General features: G+C 67.1%; 13 protein-coding genes. 8 read left to right on the top strand and 5 right to left on the bottom strand.

All coding sequences use genetic code 11. The features are described from left to right. The first annotated feature begins 146 nt into the window (after positions 1–146). The 5 genes from glgX to EV653_RS23290 all read left to right on the top strand — a co-directional run bounded on the left by glgX (position 147) and on the right by EV653_RS23290 (position 7,736). The gene (gene glgX / locus EV653_RS23310) at positions 147–2,264 is read left to right on the top strand and encodes a glycogen debranching protein GlgX (RefSeq protein WP_134105825.1); all 2,118 of its coding nucleotides are present in this window, start codon (positions 147–149) and stop codon (positions 2,262–2,264) included. Continuing rightward, on the top strand, positions 2,261–4,657 hold the full coding sequence (gene treY / locus EV653_RS23305; RefSeq protein ID WP_134105824.1) for a malto-oligosyltrehalose synthase: 2,397 nt from the start codon (positions 2,261–2,263) through the stop codon (positions 4,655–4,657). The genes glgX and treY overlap by 4 nt, the downstream gene beginning before the upstream one ends. A gap of 1 nt (position 4,658) precedes the next feature. Then, positions 4,659–6,386 carry a malto-oligosyltrehalose trehalohydrolase gene (gene treZ, locus EV653_RS23300; RefSeq protein ID WP_134105823.1) on the top strand — a complete coding sequence of 576 codons (1,728 nt, stop codon included), beginning with the start codon at positions 4,659–4,661 and terminating at the stop codon, positions 6,384–6,386. Positions 6,387–6,542: 156 nt separating this feature from the next. After that, positions 6,543–6,740: a hypothetical protein gene (locus EV653_RS23295; protein ID WP_134105822.1), complete on the top strand. Its 198-nt coding sequence runs from the start codon at positions 6,543–6,545 to the stop codon at positions 6,738–6,740. Positions 6,741–6,920: 180 nt separating this feature from the next. Next, positions 6,921–7,736: an SAM-dependent methyltransferase gene (locus EV653_RS23290; RefSeq protein WP_134105821.1), complete on the top strand. Its 816-nt coding sequence runs from the start codon at positions 6,921–6,923 to the stop codon at positions 7,734–7,736. A gap of 191 nt (positions 7,737–7,927) precedes the next feature. Here EV653_RS23290 and EV653_RS23285 read toward each other — a convergent pair whose 3' ends face one another. Beyond that, positions 7,928–8,779, bottom strand: a complete 852-nt coding sequence (locus EV653_RS23285; protein ID WP_134105820.1) for a nucleotidyltransferase domain-containing protein — start codon at positions 8,777–8,779, stop codon at positions 7,928–7,930. A gap of 70 nt (positions 8,780–8,849) precedes the next feature. Here EV653_RS23285 and EV653_RS23280 point away from each other — a divergent pair, with 70 nt between their 5' ends. After that, positions 8,850–9,686 carry a phosphotransferase family protein gene (locus EV653_RS23280; RefSeq protein WP_134105819.1) on the top strand — a complete coding sequence of 279 codons (837 nt, stop codon included), beginning with the start codon at positions 8,850–8,852 and terminating at the stop codon, positions 9,684–9,686. Here EV653_RS23280 and EV653_RS23275 read toward each other — a convergent pair. The 3 genes from EV653_RS23275 to EV653_RS23265 form a co-directional block, all read right to left on the bottom strand. Continuing rightward, on the bottom strand, positions 9,683–10,522 hold the full coding sequence (locus EV653_RS23275) for an aminoglycoside phosphotransferase family protein (protein WP_202871794.1): 840 nt from the start codon (positions 10,520–10,522) through the stop codon (positions 9,683–9,685). The two genes, EV653_RS23280 and EV653_RS23275, sit on opposite strands and share 4 nt — an antisense overlap. 246 nt (positions 10,523–10,768) lie before the next feature. After that, positions 10,769–11,503: a Type 1 glutamine amidotransferase-like domain-containing protein gene (locus tag EV653_RS23270; protein ID WP_134105818.1), complete on the bottom strand. Its 735-nt coding sequence runs from the start codon at positions 11,501–11,503 to the stop codon at positions 10,769–10,771. A 117-nt stretch (positions 11,504–11,620) separates the two neighbouring features. Further along, positions 11,621–14,212 carry a GNAT family N-acetyltransferase gene (locus EV653_RS23265; RefSeq protein WP_134105817.1) on the bottom strand — a complete coding sequence of 864 codons (2,592 nt, stop codon included), beginning with the start codon at positions 14,210–14,212 and terminating at the stop codon, positions 11,621–11,623. A 100-nt stretch (positions 14,213–14,312) separates the two neighbouring features. Between EV653_RS23265 and EV653_RS23260 the strand changes: the two genes are divergently transcribed. Together EV653_RS23260 and EV653_RS23255 are read left to right on the top strand one after the other, a co-directional pair. Continuing rightward, positions 14,313–15,017 (top strand): siderophore-interacting protein, encoded by a 705-nt coding sequence (locus EV653_RS23260; protein ID WP_134105816.1) that lies wholly within the window; start codon positions 14,313–14,315, stop codon positions 15,015–15,017. Positions 15,018–15,027: 10 nt separating this feature from the next. Continuing rightward, complete coding sequence (locus EV653_RS23255) at positions 15,028–15,480, top strand: GNAT family N-acetyltransferase (protein WP_134105815.1); 453 nt, start codon at positions 15,028–15,030, stop codon at positions 15,478–15,480. On the opposite strand, the gene EV653_RS23250 is transcribed toward EV653_RS23255, so the two are convergent. After that, positions 15,464–16,081: a TMEM175 family protein gene (locus EV653_RS23250; RefSeq protein WP_166679523.1), complete on the bottom strand. Its 618-nt coding sequence runs from the start codon at positions 16,079–16,081 to the stop codon at positions 15,464–15,466. The two genes, EV653_RS23255 and EV653_RS23250, sit on opposite strands and share 17 nt — an antisense overlap. Between the last annotated feature and the right edge of the window lie 40 nt (positions 16,082–16,121).

Raw genomic sequence — 16,121 nt, 5'->3', positions numbered from 1 at the left:
TCACAAGCGCGAGAGCTTAACCGAATCGAGTCGGTTTCGGGACGTTCGGGTTCTTGCAGCTTGCTGCAATTGTCTGCGTACCGAACTCTGGGCGGAAATCACCCCGCGATGCCGCGTCTGGGGGTGGAGGTGGCTACTGTCGTCAGGTGCAGAAATGGCCTGGTCGTCCTTACCCTCTCGGCGCCACGTACGACGGCGCCGGGACGAACTTCGCGCTGTTCTCGGAGGTTGCCGAACGAGTAGATCTGGCGCTGGTCGGTGACGACGGCACCGAACAGCTGGTGCCGCTGACCGAGGTGGACGGCTTCGTGCACCACGCCTACCTGCCGGCGGTGCAGCCCGGGCAGCGGTACGGCTTCCGTGTGCACGGACCGTACAACCCGGCCGAGGGACACCGCTGCAACCCGTCCAAGCTGCTGCTGGACCCCTACGCCAAGGCGATCGAGGGACAGATCGACAGCGACGAGTCGCTGTTCAGCTACCGGTTCCAGAAGCCGGACGAGCTGAACACGATGGACAACAGCGGACACACCATGCACTCCGTGGTGACCAACCCGTTCTTCGACTGGGGCAACGACCGCCCACCGGGCCACGCGTACCACGAGACGGTCATCTATGAGGCTCACGTCAAGGGCCTCACCAAGACCCACCCGGGCCTCCCGGAGGACATCCGCGGGACGTACGCCGGTATCGGTCACCCCGCAACCATCGAGCACCTCAAGGAGCTCGGGGTCTCGGCGATCGAGCTGATGCCGGTGCACCAGTTCGCCCAGGACGGGACGCTGCAGGAGCGCGGCCTGTCCAACTACTGGGGTTACAACACGATCGGCTTCTTCGCGCCGCACAACGCCTACTCCTCGACCGGCATGCGCGGCCAGCAGGTGACCGAGTTCAAGGCGATGGTGAAGGCGCTGCACGAGGCCGACATCGAGGTCATCCTGGACGTCGTCTACAACCACACCGCGGAGGGCAACGAGTTCGGCCCGACGCTGTCGTTCAAGGGCATCGACAACGCGGCGTACTACCGGCTCGTCGACGAGGACAAGCGGCACTACTACGACACCACCGGCACCGGCAACAGCCTGCTGATGCGGCACCCGCACGTGCTGCAGCTGATCATGGACTCGCTGCGCTACTGGGTGACCGAGATGCACGTCGACGGCTTCCGCTTCGACCTGGCGGCCACCCTGGCCCGTCAGTTCCACGAGGTCGATCGCCTGTCGGCGTTCTTCGACCTGGTCCAGCAGGACCCGGTGGTGAGTCAGGTGAAGCTGATCGCCGAGCCGTGGGACGTCGGCGACGGTGGCTACCAGGTGGGCAACTTCCCGCCGCTGTGGACCGAGTGGAACGGGAAGTACCGCGATACCGTCCGCGATTTCTGGCGTGGTGAGCAGTACACACTGGCCGAGTTCGCGTCTCGGCTGACAGGCTCGTCGGACCTCTACCAGGACGACAGTCGCCGGCCGCTGGCGAGCATCAACTTCGTCACCGCCCACGACGGCTTCACGCTGCACGACCTGGTCTCGTACAACGAGAAGCACAACGAGGCGAACGGCGAGGGCGGCAAAGACGGCGAGAGCCACAACCGCTCCTGGAACTGCGGCGTCGAGGGCCCGACCGACGATCCCGAGGTACTGCGACTGCGAGCCAACCAGCAGCGTAACTTCCTCACCACGCTGCTGATCTCGCAGGGCGTGCCGATGATCGCCCACGGCGACGAGCTCGGCCGGACGCAGCAGGGCAACAACAACGTGTACTGCCAGGACAACGAGCTCTCCTGGGTCAACTGGGAGCTGACCGAACCACAGAAGCACCTGCTCGAGTTCACCCGCTCCGTGGTCCGGCTGCGCAACAACCACCCGGTGCTGCGTCGCCGCCGGTTCTTCCACGGCGACACCGGCGTCGACGGCCTGGGTGACCTGGTCTGGTTCACGCCGAAGGGCACCGAGATGCAGAACGGCGACTGGCAGCAGAACGACGCCCGCGCGATCGCGGTCTTCCTGAACGGCGAAGCGATCTCCGAGCCGGATCCCCGCGGCGAGCCTGTAGTCGACGACTCGTTCCTGATCCTGATGAACAGCAACTACGAGCCCGTCGACTTCCTCCTCCCGCCGGAGGAGTACGGCGAGAGCTGGACGGTGGCTGTGGACACCACGAAGGCGACCGGCGGAGCGACCACCGAACCGTACGTGGCCGGCAACACCATCCAGCTGGAGGCTCACAGCACGCTGGTCCTGACCCGCCCGAGGCAGGCCGCCGGATGAGGGGGGTCCCACAGGCCACCTACCGGTTTCAGCTCCGCGCCGAGTTCGGCTTCGACGACGCCGCGGAGGTAGTCCCGTACCTGCAGAGCCTGGGGATCTCCCACGCGTACTTGTCCCCGATCCTCCAGGCGGCGCCCGGCTCCGCGCACGGGTACGACGTGGTGGACCACAGCCGGCTGTCCGAGCCGATGGGCGGCCGGCCGGCGTTCGAGCGGTTGTCGGCCCGGTTGGCCAAGAGCCGCATGGGTGCGATCGCGGACGTCGTGCCGAACCATGTCGCCGTACCGACGCCGGCCAGTTTGAACAAGGCGCTCTGGTCGGTACTGCGGCTCGGCCCGGGCTCGCAGTACGCGGAGTGGTTCGACGTCGACTGGGGTTCGGGCAACCAGCCGCTGCTGATGGCGGTGCTGGGTCAGCGGATCGGCAAGGTGCTGGCCGACGGTGAGCTGTCCGTCGAGGACGGCGTACTGCGGTACTACGACCACGAGTACCCGCTCCGCCCGGGGACCGAGGACCTGCCGATCGCTGAGCTGGTCACCGAGCAGTGGTACCGCCTCGCGCACTGGCGGGTCGCCGACGAGGAGCTGAACTACCGGCGCTTCTTCGATGTCGACACCCTCGCTGCGATCCGTCAGGAAACGCAGGAGGTCTTCGACGCGACCCACCAGCTCCTGCTGGCATTGCTGAACGAAGGCAAGCTCAACGGCTTCCGCATCGACCATCCGGACGGTCTGGCCGATCCACGCGGCTACCTGCGTCGACTGGCCGAGCGCACCGGCGGCGCGTGGGTAGTAGTGGAGAAGATCCTCGAGGGCGGCGAAGAGCTCCCTCGCGACTGGCCCTGCGCCGGCACGACCGGGTACGACGCCCTGCTGCGCGTCGGGGGTCTGTTCGTCGACCCCTCAGGCGCCGCACCGCTCACCGCCCTGCACTCCGAGCTCACTGGCGCGCCGGCTGACTTCGCGCCGATCGTGGAGGAGGCGAAGCGCGAGATCGTCCAGCACGGCCAGTACGCCGAGGTGCATCGCCTCGTGGAGCTGCTCGCGCGCATCTGCCAGGACGACGTACGGCTGCGCGATCACACCCGGCGCGCGTTCCACGAGGTCGTGGCTGAGCTACTGGTGCAGTTCGACGTCTACCGGGCGTACGTCGTGCCGGGGGAGGAGCCGTCTCCGACGGCGGTGGCTGCGTTGGAGCGGGCAGCGGAGAAGGCACGCGGCAATCTCGACGAGGACCGGCAGGCCACGCTCGACCTGGTCCTGCACCTCCTGCTCGGCCGGGAGACCAGCACGATCGACGAGCGGGCGCGAGCCGAGCTGATCGTGCGCTTCCAGCAGACCTGTGGTCCGGTCATGGCGAAGGGCGTCGAGGACACCGCGTTCTACCGGTGGTTCCGGCTGACGTCGCTGAATGAGGTCGGTGGGGATCCGGAGCACTTCGGCGTCACGCCGGAGGAGTTCCACGCGTACGCGGCCCAGCTGAACAAGAACTGGCCGAAGACGATGACCACGCTGTCGACTCACGACACGAAGCGCTCCGAGGACGTGCGTGCGCGACTCGGCGTCCTGTCCGAGCAGCCCGCGGCGTGGTCCGAGGCAGTCAGCGAATGGCGTCGCCTGTCGGAGGACCACCGCAGTCCCCTGTTGGACGGCAGCACGGAGTACCTGTTCTGGCAGACCCTCTTCGGCACCTGGGACGACGGACCGCTCGCTGAGGACCGCATGCAGGGCTACCTGCTCAAGGCGATCCGCGAGGCCAAGCGCAACACGTCCTGGACCTCGCAGGACGAGGAGTACGAGCAAACGGTCGCCGCCTTCGTCAGCGGTGTCTTGCATGACGAGAGCGTGCTCGACTCGGTACGCCGCTTCGCCGACGACCAAACCGGCTACATCAGGGCAGCCACCCTCGGGCAGAAGCTCGTGCAGCTCACGATGCCCGGCGTACCGGATGTCTACCAAGGCACCGAGCTGGTGGACCTGTCCTTGGTCGACCCGGACAACCGGCGGCCGGTGGACTACGAGCGGCGCATCGAGCGGCTGCTGCATCTGGATGGTGGTGGCAAGCCTGAGGACCTGTCCGACGAGAAGCTGCTGATCACCTCACGCACACTCCGCCTCCGCCGGCAGTACCCGGAGGCCTTCGCCGGCAGCTACACGCCGCTCCCGACCTCCAACGGGCATGCGGTCGCCTTCGCGCGTGGCGACGCCGTCATCACCGTGGCGACCAGACTGCCGGCCGCACTGCAGCGTCTCGGTGGCTGGGGCGACAGCACGGTCGTGCTGCCGAGCGGGCAGTGGAAGAACGTGCTGACCGGTCGCGAGGTCGGCAGTGGTGCTGCCAGGATCGAAGACCTGCTGACAGACCTTCCAGTGGCCCTGCTGGTCAGGAGCTGACATGCACAACTTCCGCGTCTGGGTGCCTGAGGCAACCAACGTCGACCTGGTCCTGCGCGACGGCGTGCTGCCGATGCGCTTCGCGCCGGACGGCTGGTGGGAACGGCACGTCGTCGAGGCCCATCACGGCACCGACTACGCGTACTCCGTCGACGGCAGCGACCCGATGCCGGATCCACGCAGCCCGTGGCAGCCGGACGGCGTCCACGGGTTCAGCCGGGTCTTCGATCCCGACCGTTTCGAGTGGACCGACGACAACTGGACAGGCCGCGACGTCCGCGGGTCCGTCTTCTACGAGCTGCACCTGGGCACGTTCACCGCGGGTGGCACGCTGGAGGCGGCCGCAGAGCACCTGGACTACCTGGCCGTGCTGGGCGTGGAGGTCGTGTCGCTGCTACCGGTCGCCGCGTTCCCCGGCGTACAAGGCTGGGGGTACGACGGTGTGGACCTCTACGCCGTCCACGAGCCGTATGGCGGACCGGAGGCATTACAGCGGTTCGTCAACCAGTGTCACGAGGCCGGACTGGCCGTTTGTCTGGACGTCGTCTACAACCACCTCGGCCCGAGCGGGAACTACCTCGCCAAGTTCGGTCCGTACTTCACCAACCGCCACTCGACGCCATGGGGTCCTGCGGTCAACCTCGACGACACGGGCAGCACAGAGGTACGCCGGTGGATCTGCGACAACGCACTCCGCTGGTTCCGCGACTTCCACGTCGACGCGCTGCGACTGGACGCCGTACACGCATTGGTCGACGACAGCCCGAGGCATCTGCTCCAGCAGCTGTCGGACGAGACCGCAGAGCTCTCGCAGGAGCTCGGACGACCGCTCGGCCTGGTAGCGGAGTCCGACCTCAACGATCCGCGCACTGTCGAGCCGGTGTCCAAGGGTGGCATGGGCATGACCGCGCAGTGGAACGACGACTTCCACCACGCGCTGCACTCCCTGCTGACCGGCGAGCGCTTCGGGTACTACGTGGACTTCGGCGACCCGGCTGTGTTCGCGAAGACGCTGACGAGGGTGTTCATGCACGACGGGACGTACTCGACGTTCCGTGGCAAGATCTGGGGACATCCGGTCGACCCGCAGAAGGAACACGGCGGTCAGTTCCTCGTCTACACGTCGAACCACGACCAGATCGGCAACCGGGCCCTCGGGGACCGCCCGGCGCTGACGCCGGGGCAGCTCGCCATCGGCGCCGCGCTGGTACTGACGTCGCCGTACACGCCGATGCTGTTCATGGGTGAGGAGTGGGGCGCCTCGACGCCGTGGCGGTTCTTCACCGACTTCGGTGAGCCGGAGCTGGCCGAGGCGGTCCGGACCGGGCGCCGGCGGGAGTTCGCGGAGTTCGGCTGGGACGCAGACGAGATCCCGGACCCCCAGGATCCGCAGACCTGGCGCAGCTCGGTCCTCGATTGGTCGGAGCCGGACGAGTCACCACATCGCGAGGTGCTGATGTGGTACCGGCACCTGCTCACGTTCCGGGCCCGGATGCCGGAGCTGCGCGACGACCGGCTCGAGTCCGTCGGGATCTCGTTCGACCCGGCCGGCGCCTGGCTGGTGGTGACGCGCGGCAGCCTGCGGGTGGTGGCGAACTTGGCCGCCGACGCCGCGATCGTGCCGGTGGACGTGCCCCCGGAGTACCTGGTGATGGCGTTCGGAGCGGCCGAGCTGGCCGAAGGTGGCCTGTGGTTGCCCGGTCACGGCGTCGCGATCGTCTCCGTCTGAGACTTTCCAACGCTGCACATATGTGGGGCAAACCAACAGATCCCGGCGTTCGAGCGTGTTGATCCGTGGTGATTCCCGGAATCGCTTGTCTGGTGATGCGGTTGTGACGGACCGTTGATGGGCCAGCAGGGGTCGGGGGGTCAAAGGGAGGTCCGGATGACTGTCGGAGGCGTCGACACTTACTACGACTACGACGAGAAGCAGTGGAAGAGCCGGAGGCTGGGCGGCGGTCCGATCCGTCGCGGCCCGGTGTGCCCGGCCCCACGTACCGCGGACCACGCGGTGCACGACACCACCCACGAGCGGCGCGCGTCCGGCCGCGACCACGACGTACCGAAAACCACACTGCACTGACGACAACCGGTGGCAGGGCCCGCCAGACCAGGTCACCGTTCCACCTCTGAAGAGTCGTATGAGCGGCCGTCCTGGAGGCACCCGGACGGCCGCCGACGGCATGACCGGCCGGGGTCCGGAGCGAGGTAGCTTCCGCGTCGCATAGAGTGACAGCTGTCTCGAGAGGAAGGACTCCGCGCGATGGCTGACGCAGACGAGCAGGTGGGCTCGCCGTACCCCTTCGACACCACGAAGCCGAGTATCGCCCGGACGTACGACTACTTGCTCGGAGGCAAGGACAACTTCGCGGTGGACCGCGCGTTCGGCGACCGGTTCATCCACGAACTGCCGGGCTCGCGGATGATCGCGTACGACAACCGCGGCGCGCTGATCCGGGCGGTCCAGGAGATCGTCACGAACACGCCGGTGCGGCAGTTCATCGACCTCGGCAGCGGCCTGCCGACCGCCGACAACGTGCACCAGGTCGCCCAGCGGTACGCCCCGGACGCGAAGGTGGTGTACGTCGACAACGACCCGATCGTGCTCGCCCACGGGCGCGCGCTGCTCGCCGAGAACGACAACACCACCGTGATCCAGGCCGACCTGCGCGAGCCGAAGGCGATCATCGAGCACCCCGACACCGTGCGGCTGATCGACTTCAGCGAGCCCGTCGGCGTGATCTTCAGCGCCACCCTCCACCATGTCAACGACGACGAGGACCCGGCCGGCATCGTCCGCTTCTGGCGCGACCGCATCGCGTCCGGCAGCCACGTCTTCATCAGCCACTTCCGCAGCGAGAACGACCCGCGGAGCCAGGAACTCGAGACCCTCCTCCAGGGTTCGCTGGGCCGCGGCCGCTGGCGCACCGACGACCAGATCCTCGCGCTGTTCGGCGAAGGCTTCACGGTCCTGGAGCCCGGTCTGGTGCCGGCTTCGGAGTGGCGCAACGACGACGCCCCCGAAGACCCGAACGACTACCAGAGGCTGATCGCCGCGGTGCTCGCCCGCAAGAACTAGTGCCTGGTCAAGCAACGTTCGGGTTGTATTCCCCACCCGAGGGGTTCTCCCCTGCTGTTGTGCCTTCTGACCTCGTACACCAGCAAACAAGGCCCAACACACGCGGATAACCCTTCCTGTTGCGACCCCGGTGAGCGGTCGTTACGACCACAACCTTTCTTGACGAGGCACTAGGTGCTGCCGTGCCTCAGTCAGTGATCGATTTGCGCAGGTAGGTCGATCGACAGGGTCCTGGATAGGTGTTGGCGGGCTGCCGTTTCGAGCTCTTGGGGCCACGGCAGTCCGCAGCGTGCGTGGAGGGCGCGGGCCAGCGGTAGGAAGTGCGTGGCGCAGGTGATGTTGGCGGTGATGACCGCTTCGCGGGTGGCTTGAAGGGGTGGAAGGCCGGCGAGGATCTGCTGACGGTCGGCAGGTAGAAGGCGGTCGAGGTGCAGGACGCCGCCGCGGTCTTCGACGGCGACGTCTTCGAGCATCAGGTCGATCAGCATCTGCCGCAGCAGGCCGGCGCCCGACTCGCCGACGACGTACTCCTCGCGTCCGATGGCGACCGGCAGCAGGCCGAGGACGCGGAGGAATTCCACGGTGATGAACTCGACGCGGGCAGGGTCCGGCTGTTTGGGTGCGCCCGGCGCCGCGAGATCAGCACTCAGGCCGTGCGGGTCGTACACCGGCTTGGCGGTCGACCGTGTGCGGCCGGCGATCGCGTCCGGCGTACCCACCGAGACGTCGAAGCGGACCCAGTCCGGCGTGATGTGATTGAAGACCCGCGGGCCGAGCGCGCGACGGAACACCGTTGGGGAGATCTCGTCCGAGGTCTTCGGCCAGTCGTCGCAGAAGCTGTCGACAGCGTCCGCGGCGACCACGACCCACAGATCGATGTCGCTGAACCGATCGTCCGTTCCCCGGCCGAAGCTACCGACCAGCCACACGCCCAGCACTCGATCGTCCTGGCTGAGAACGTGTTCGGCCCGTTCGATCAGGGCTTGCTGGCCCGGGTCTGCCGCGCCGCTGCTGGCCGAATATTCGCGAGCGTTGTCAGTCATGAGCGTCCATGATGCTCCTAGGCTTCTGGCTTTCCGGGGAGCGTAGCGACTGATAGGGGTACGGCGCGGTATGGAGGCGGCTGAGGTTGTGCGGGCGGTGGATGCGGTCAAGGTGATCGCTTCATCGCTGGATCTGGCAGTGGACGATGTGAGCTTTCTGCACAACTCGAACAAGCTGGCGCTTCGGCTGTTGCCTTGTGACGTGATGGCTCGGGTGGCGCCTGCGAACGAGCAGAATGCGCAGTTCGAGATCGACCTTGCTCAGCAGTTGGTCGAGCTCGGGAGTCCGATGGCTGCTCTCGAACCTCGCGTGGAGCCGCGGGCCTATGAGCGTGATGGCTTCGTGGTCACGTTCTGGACGTACTACGAATCCGTGGTCCCCGACCCGATCGCCCCAGCCGACTATGCCGACGCGCTCGAACGGCTGCATGCCGGTATGCGCAAGGTCGACCTCCCGTCGCCGCATTTCACGGATCGGATCGCGGAGGCCCAGGAACTCGTGGCGAACCGCGAGAGTACGCCGGAACTCTACGACGCCGGCCGGGAGCTTCTCGACGACGCATTGCGCTACCTCCGGCGAACGATCATCGAGCGCGGGGCGCCGGAGCAGCTGCTGCACGGCGAGCCGCATCCGGGAAATCTGCTCAACACGAAGCAGGGGCCGCTGTTCATCGATCTCGAGACGTGCTGTCGTGGGCCGATCGAATTCGACGTCGCGCATGCGACCGAGGAGGTCAGTGCGCTGTACCCGGGAGCCGATCAAGACTTGGTCAGCGTGTGCCGGATCCTCGTGCTGGCGCTGGTCACAACGTGGCGCTGGGATCGAGGCGACCAGTTCCCGAACGGCCGCCAGTTGGGTCTCGACGGCCTCGCCGAGCTGCGAGCAGCGCTCGACTCATCGCGTTAGAGCTGATCAAGGGCTGCCTGCAGGAACGCATCACGTCGCGCAGTCGCCTCGCGGCTGTACAAAGTGGTCGGGGTGTTGAGGGCGGCGACGGCGTCCCAGTACGGGATGTTGGCGGCCGCCGTACCAGACGCCTCTTCCCAGGCTTCCACGATGTCTGTGGTCGTCGCGCCGTACGTGATGGCAATCTGCTTGCGCAGTTCGCCCAGATCGACGCCGGGGTTGCCGACACCAGCCGTCTTCCAGTCGATCAACGTGCAGCCGTCGCCGTCCGTCCAGGCCACGTTGCCGGGCCAGACATCGCCGTGGACAAAGACGTTGTCGCCCTGCGGCTGGGGGATGCTCCGGATTACCTCGTCTGCTTGTCTGAGGAGTGGCGATGTCGGCATCCGACCCAGCAGCCGGTCTCTGGCGAAGTTGTCGACCGCAATGGGACGTGTTCGGAGCGGTAGGTGAGGGCCAGGGGCGAGTTGGATCGCATGCACCTGGGCGAGTGCCGCACCGGCGCCGCGGAGCCGGGCGACGGATAGCGCTCGTGGCCAGGTTGTGTTGCCTGTGGCAACGGTCTCGAGGGTTGCCGGTACGCCGGCTGCGCGGCCGGCGAGGTCCTTGGCGATGAGCCGCGGAGCTCGCAATCGGTGGAGTTCGGCAACCTCGAGCGCGGCCGCGCCCGTCGCGATCAACTCCGCATCAATGCGTGGAGTGAGCGAACGCAGGACGAAATGCCTCGAACGACCACGTACGTCGACGCTCAGCCGCCAGGGACCTTGATCGCCGTGGAGCGGCTGCACCGATGTGATCGCGGCACCGCTGCCGATCGAGTCGACGGCCCAGTTCACTGCCCGCTCGGTCGGCTGCGCGCCGCCTGCACCTCTACCCGTCCCGCACTCAGAGATCCTGGCACGCGACCGGGCAGGGGTCTAGGGCATGTCTCCCAATCCCGTGCCTACTGCGCGGCACTCGGCACGGCACCTCGCCGCACGGGTGCAAAGGCCACGATGCTCCGCATCGAGACCTTCGCCCCCGCGCGCCGATGCACCGCACCGAGCACCTGCTCGCGACGGCGGGGGATTGGGAGACATGCCCTAGGGCGTGAACAGCTTCCACTGACCCTCGGAGACGACCTCCACGGTGCCGTCGACGACCTTGATGGCCGAGTCGTCGTCGATCGCGTACGTCGGCGCGGGAATGTGTGCTGCCCACTTCTCGGCGTTGGCCAGCGAGGCATCGGTGTGGTCGGGGTGTTCGAAGTGCGGGATGACCGCGAAGTCGACGAGTCCGGCTCCTTCGCCGGTGACGAGCAGGCGATGCAGGTCGCCTTCGGGAGTGGTGAAGACGATGTCTTCCGACTTCAGTGGTCCGTCGGTGCCGCGCGGCTGTTCGGTGTACGTCTCCACGAAGGTGGACGTCGCGGCGATGCTCCCGGCGCTCACCCCGACGTACACCGCCTCCGGCCGCAGCGTGGGCAGGAGGTCGGCGAGTCCGGAACGGCGCATCCAGTTGGCGAGGAACAGCGGGTCGCCGCCCCAGAACAGCAACGCGTCCGCCTCGCGGACCGTCGGCATCCAGGCATCCTCTTCGATGCTCGGCAGCACCGACAGTTCGAGGACTCCTAGGGATTTCCAGCCCAGATCGGCCAGATGCGACGGACCATTGCCGGTGATCATCCGGTACGACGCGAACTGCCCGCCGCGGAACGGGTAGATCGCGGTCGGGATGACGAGGGCAGTCGACTCGGCGATCGGTTTGCCCAGCAGCTCGACCAGCGCGTCCTGGATAGTCGGATTGTGGATCCCGGCAGAAGTCAGCAGAAGCTTCATGGTGCCTTTCCTCGGTTGTCCGTACGGGGAGCGTGCGGCCGCTCAACTCTGCAACGAACAGCCCCACCCCGATCCGACACCGCCACCAAGAATTTGTCCAGAACCCCGCCGGCTGCCCTAGCCGTTCGTCAATCGCTGGGCATCCAGGAACTGCGCCTTCGTGAGGAAGGCGAATTGGGCTGTCTTGGTCGAGCCATCAGGTCGGGGGATCTTGGCCTCCGGGCCGAGGGTGAAGCCGGTGCGGTGGAAGCGGTCGATGGCGCGGCTGTTGCGTACGTCGGGATCGACCACCAGGCGCGGATGCCCGAGATGCACGAACACGAACTCTGCGAGGGCCCGCAGCAGATTGCCGGTGAAGCCCGGCTGCGGATCACCGGGTGCGATCAGCAGATGCAACCCGAGATCGCCGGCCTTGACGTCGTACGCCGCACCGGCCGGATCCGCCTGCGGGTCGTAGGTTTGCAGCAGCGCAACCGGTGCATCGTCCAGCCGTACGACGTACACGTGATGCGTGGGCACCGAATCCAGGAAGCGATACGTGGCAGCGATCTCGTCGCGCGACAGCCCGCCCATGCCCCAGTACGTCGCCCGCTCCGCCGTCACCCACTCGTGAATCAGATCGAGGTCCCGCACCGGATCGGCCTCCTCGAGCCGGACCCTGCCGAACCCGTCCACCTCGACCGAGTAGCCGCGATCCTCACGGCCCGTCGCAGCGATCGCCGGGGCCAACGATCCGCTCAACCACAACGGCAGCTGGTCGTGATGATGTGGATCCCCGAGTATGCCGGACGCGCCGAGCGGCACGATCCACCTGCTGGCTGAACGATCGGCAAGATCCCAGGCGTACCGCGCCGCCGACGCACGGATACACAGGTCGGTGAGTCCCGGCAGGCTTGACGTCGACATGACGCAGTGGTGATCCCCGGAGAGCGCCAGGTCGTAAGGCTCCTCGTCCCGCGCGAACACCGGCCCGCGCAACGCATGCAGCGGCGAGAGCTGATGTGTCTCACCCCACGGCGGCCGGGGCTTGTGCGCGGCAACCTCCTCCAGCGCCTCCCGCGCCAACCAGCCGAAGTTGATCTGCGGAAGGTCCGCAGCCACCAGGCTCTCGAGCGCATAGGAGACGTGCGTCAACGGATCCATCCACGGCGCGAACAGCTCCGCGACCTCGGCGTCCTCGAGGATCGTGAAGTGATCCGTGAGCCGCGCGATCAGTGCCGTGCGGAGCGCGGCGTACGACGAGGCCGTCGTACTCGCCGCGTCCATGTGGCGGTCCCAGGCGAGCAGTTCGGTGCGCAGGGCAACGGCTTGGGTGGAGAGGTCCTCGAGGTCGATCAGCAGGTCGAGGACGAAGCCGGCCGAGCCGAGGAACGTGTCCTTGTGGATCGACGGCATGTCGTCGACGGACCAGTCGTCGCGAGCGTTGACCAGCTCGCGGATGCGGTCCGAACGGTGCGGTGCCGCGAACTCGACGCCCAACGGCGCCGCGAGTTCGCGAGCATTCGCCATCACCACCGGACCGTTCACGTCCTCGCGCGGCATCGGGTCGTACCACCCGTCCCACGTATGCTCAGCCTCCCAGGCCGGTACGACGCGCATCCTGTTGCTCGCATGGCGCCGCGGTACGAGCCCGGCCGTCCGATGCAGCAGCCCACCCGCGGTGTCGGCCGCCAGGACCACATTCACCGGTTCGACCCAGTCGTCGAACGCGGAATCGACATCCGTGACAGTGGTTGCCCGCAGCAACTTAGCCATCACCTCGAACCCGAGCCGGCCGGTCACCCGAGGTGGGCACCGCAGACTGATGCCGTCCTGGATGATCGGCCCACGCTCGGTCTCGATCACCTCGACCTCGATCGGGTCCGCGCCGGCGACCTCGACCACCTCACGATGTGCGGCGGCCGGCTTCCAGCCGTCCGGGCCCAGGGCCTCCACCCCAGTAGCCGTTCGACGGAGGCGCTCGGCGTACAGATCCTGGTAGTCGGCCATCGCGTTCGTGATCGCCCATGCGACGCCACCCGTGTGACCGAAGTGCGCCAGGCCGGGAATGCCAGGCACGGCAAGACCCAGTACGTCGTACTGCGGGCAGGTCAGCCGGATCTGCTGGTACACGCCCGGGCTCTCGATGTACCGATGCGGATCACCGGCCACGATCGCCTGACCCGACGCGGTATGCGACCCGGGGATCAGCCACCCATTACTTCCGGCCCCATGCGGCCCCTCGGACGTGAACAGGTCCAACGCGTCCTCGCCGAGCTGCCGCGCGACATGGGTCCGCCACAACTTCGTCGGGAAGCCGGCGAACAGCACATGCACCGCCAGCCAGATCCCGAGCGGCGTCCACGGCTCCCACTCCTGCAGCGTCAACCCGGTCTCGGCGAACTCCGGCGCCCGCGAGGCCCCGCCCGGCAGCGCATGATTCACGCCTTCGACGTACGCCGTGACCCACTCGCGCGTCGCGTCGTCGAGCGACTCGAAGCACCGCTGGGCCGTGTCAGCGAGCCGGGCCTGGCGGGCGAAGACATCCCATCCAGCGGCGTCCGCGCCGAGGAACGCGGCGCTTGTCCCGAGGTACCTGCGGCGTTCGAGCTCGATCTGCCAGGCGCGGTCCCGGGCTGCGTTGACCCCTTGGAGATACACCAACGCGAGAGGATCGCCGGCCTGGAGGTGCGGCACGCCGTACGTGTCCCGGAACACTCTCGCATTCACAACGCGCCTCGCTTCAGTTAGGTTAGGCTGCGCTAATTTCTGGGCTAACTTACTCAGCAGCAATCCGTCATCGCAAGAGCATTGTCGCTGGAGGTGTCGAGTGGGGCACGGCTGGGAAGGCGTGGTGCTCAAGCTGTTCCGCGGAAAGGACTTCGTCTTCACCGTGACGGGCGCCGAACAGGTCACCGAGCGCTACCGTCGGGTGCATTTCACCGACGGCGGTCTGCTGCAGGCGATCGGCGTACACCCCACGATGTGGGTGCGGCTCTGGTTCGACAACGCGGGCAAGCCGCACCAGCGTGCGTACACGTTGGTCGATCCGGACCTCGAGGCCGGCACGTTCAGCCTGGAGTTCGCGCTGCACGCCGGGTGCGCGAGCGACTGGTCCCGGAAGGCCGAGCCCGGCGACACGATCGAGGCGACCGTGCAGGGGACCGGCTTCGAGGTGCCGGACCCGTTGCCGCCGCGGATGCTGGTGATCGGCGACCCAGCCTCGTTGCCCGCGATCAACTCGCTGCTCGCGGTCGCCCCGAAGCTGCCGGCGACGATCTGGTTCGAGACCACCCACGACCTCGACCACCAGCTGCCGTTCCGCACCGAGGACCACCACGACCTGAGGACCGTGCCGCGCTCGCGGCTGGTCGAGCACGTGAAGACCGAGCTCAAGGACGAGATCAGTCCCGACACGTTCGTGTGGATCGCGTGCGACACCGCGACCACGCGCACGCTCACGTCGTACGTCCTGAAGGATCTCGCCGTGCCGAAGCATCGCGTGAAGTCCCTCGGCTACTGGAAGGCCGCGTAACCTTGCCGGCGTGATCACGCCGCTCGACCTCACGGACCGCACCCTCGCCGAGCGGCTGCTGCACATCCAGCACGCTGCGTACGCGGCCGAGGCCGAGCTGATCGGCTTCGACGGCATCCCGCCCCTCCAGGAAGACCTGGCCGGACTCATGCAGTCCACGGAGCACTGGCTCGGCAGGTACGACGGAAGCACGCTGGTCGGCGCGGTCGCTTATGAGTTTCCGGACGACGACACGGTCGAGATCTCCCGCTTGATCGTCGACCCCGCCCACGCCCGCCGCGGCCACGGGAGGGCCCTCCTGGACCACCTCGACCGACTCGAACCCCGCCCGATCAGCCTGGTCTCGACCGGCTCGGCCAACACCCCGGCCGTGAGTCTCTACAAGTCCCGCGGCTACGCAGAGGCCAACAGGCTAGAAGTCGCCCCCGGCGTCTTCATCACCCAGTTCAGGCGCGGGTCCTGACTTGCTCGAAGCCGTAGTACAGCGCGAGCAGGAAGACGATCAGCAGCGTCACCTGGGCCGAGATGAACGAGATGCCGATGCAGGCTCCGTAGATCACCGTCCCCATGGAATAGCGGATCAGGGACTTACGCATCTGCGACTTGGTCATCTCGTGCTCGACCAGGTGGTGGCGCAGGACGTACCACCAGATCAGGCTGAACGCGATCGCCGCCAGCGTGAGGTTCGCGCTGTAGACGGCAGCCGCGACGTTCGCGTTGATCGAGTGGTCCTCGAGATGTTCGGCGAACAGGCTGGTCGGGAACGGCAGCAGCGTCGCCCACAACAGCAGCAACAGGTTGAGGAACATCAGTCCGCGATCCGCGCGCTGGATCTGGCGGAACATCGAGTGGTGGTTGACCCACATGATGCCGAGGATCGCGAAGCTGGTCAGGTACGCCGCGAACTGCGGCCACTCGTCCAGCAACGCCGGCCACAGCCGCTGCCCCTCCTCGAGCTCGGGACTATGCAACTCGAGGACGAGAAGGGTGATCGCGATCGCGAAGACGCCGTCACTGAACGCTTCCAGGCGGTTGGTCTCCGCAAGGTCGGACTGAGTGCTCACGGGCACACAGTCTGACCTAGTACACCGGTGAACGAGCCCT

Origin of the sequence: Kribbella pratensis, assembly GCF_004365355.1 — a bacterium.
In the GTDB taxonomy this organism is placed as follows: Bacteria; Actinomycetota; Actinomycetes; order Propionibacteriales; family Kribbellaceae; genus Kribbella.
Note: the sequence above shows the minus strand (reverse complement) of the source record. Positions and strands in the feature narration are given on the sequence as shown.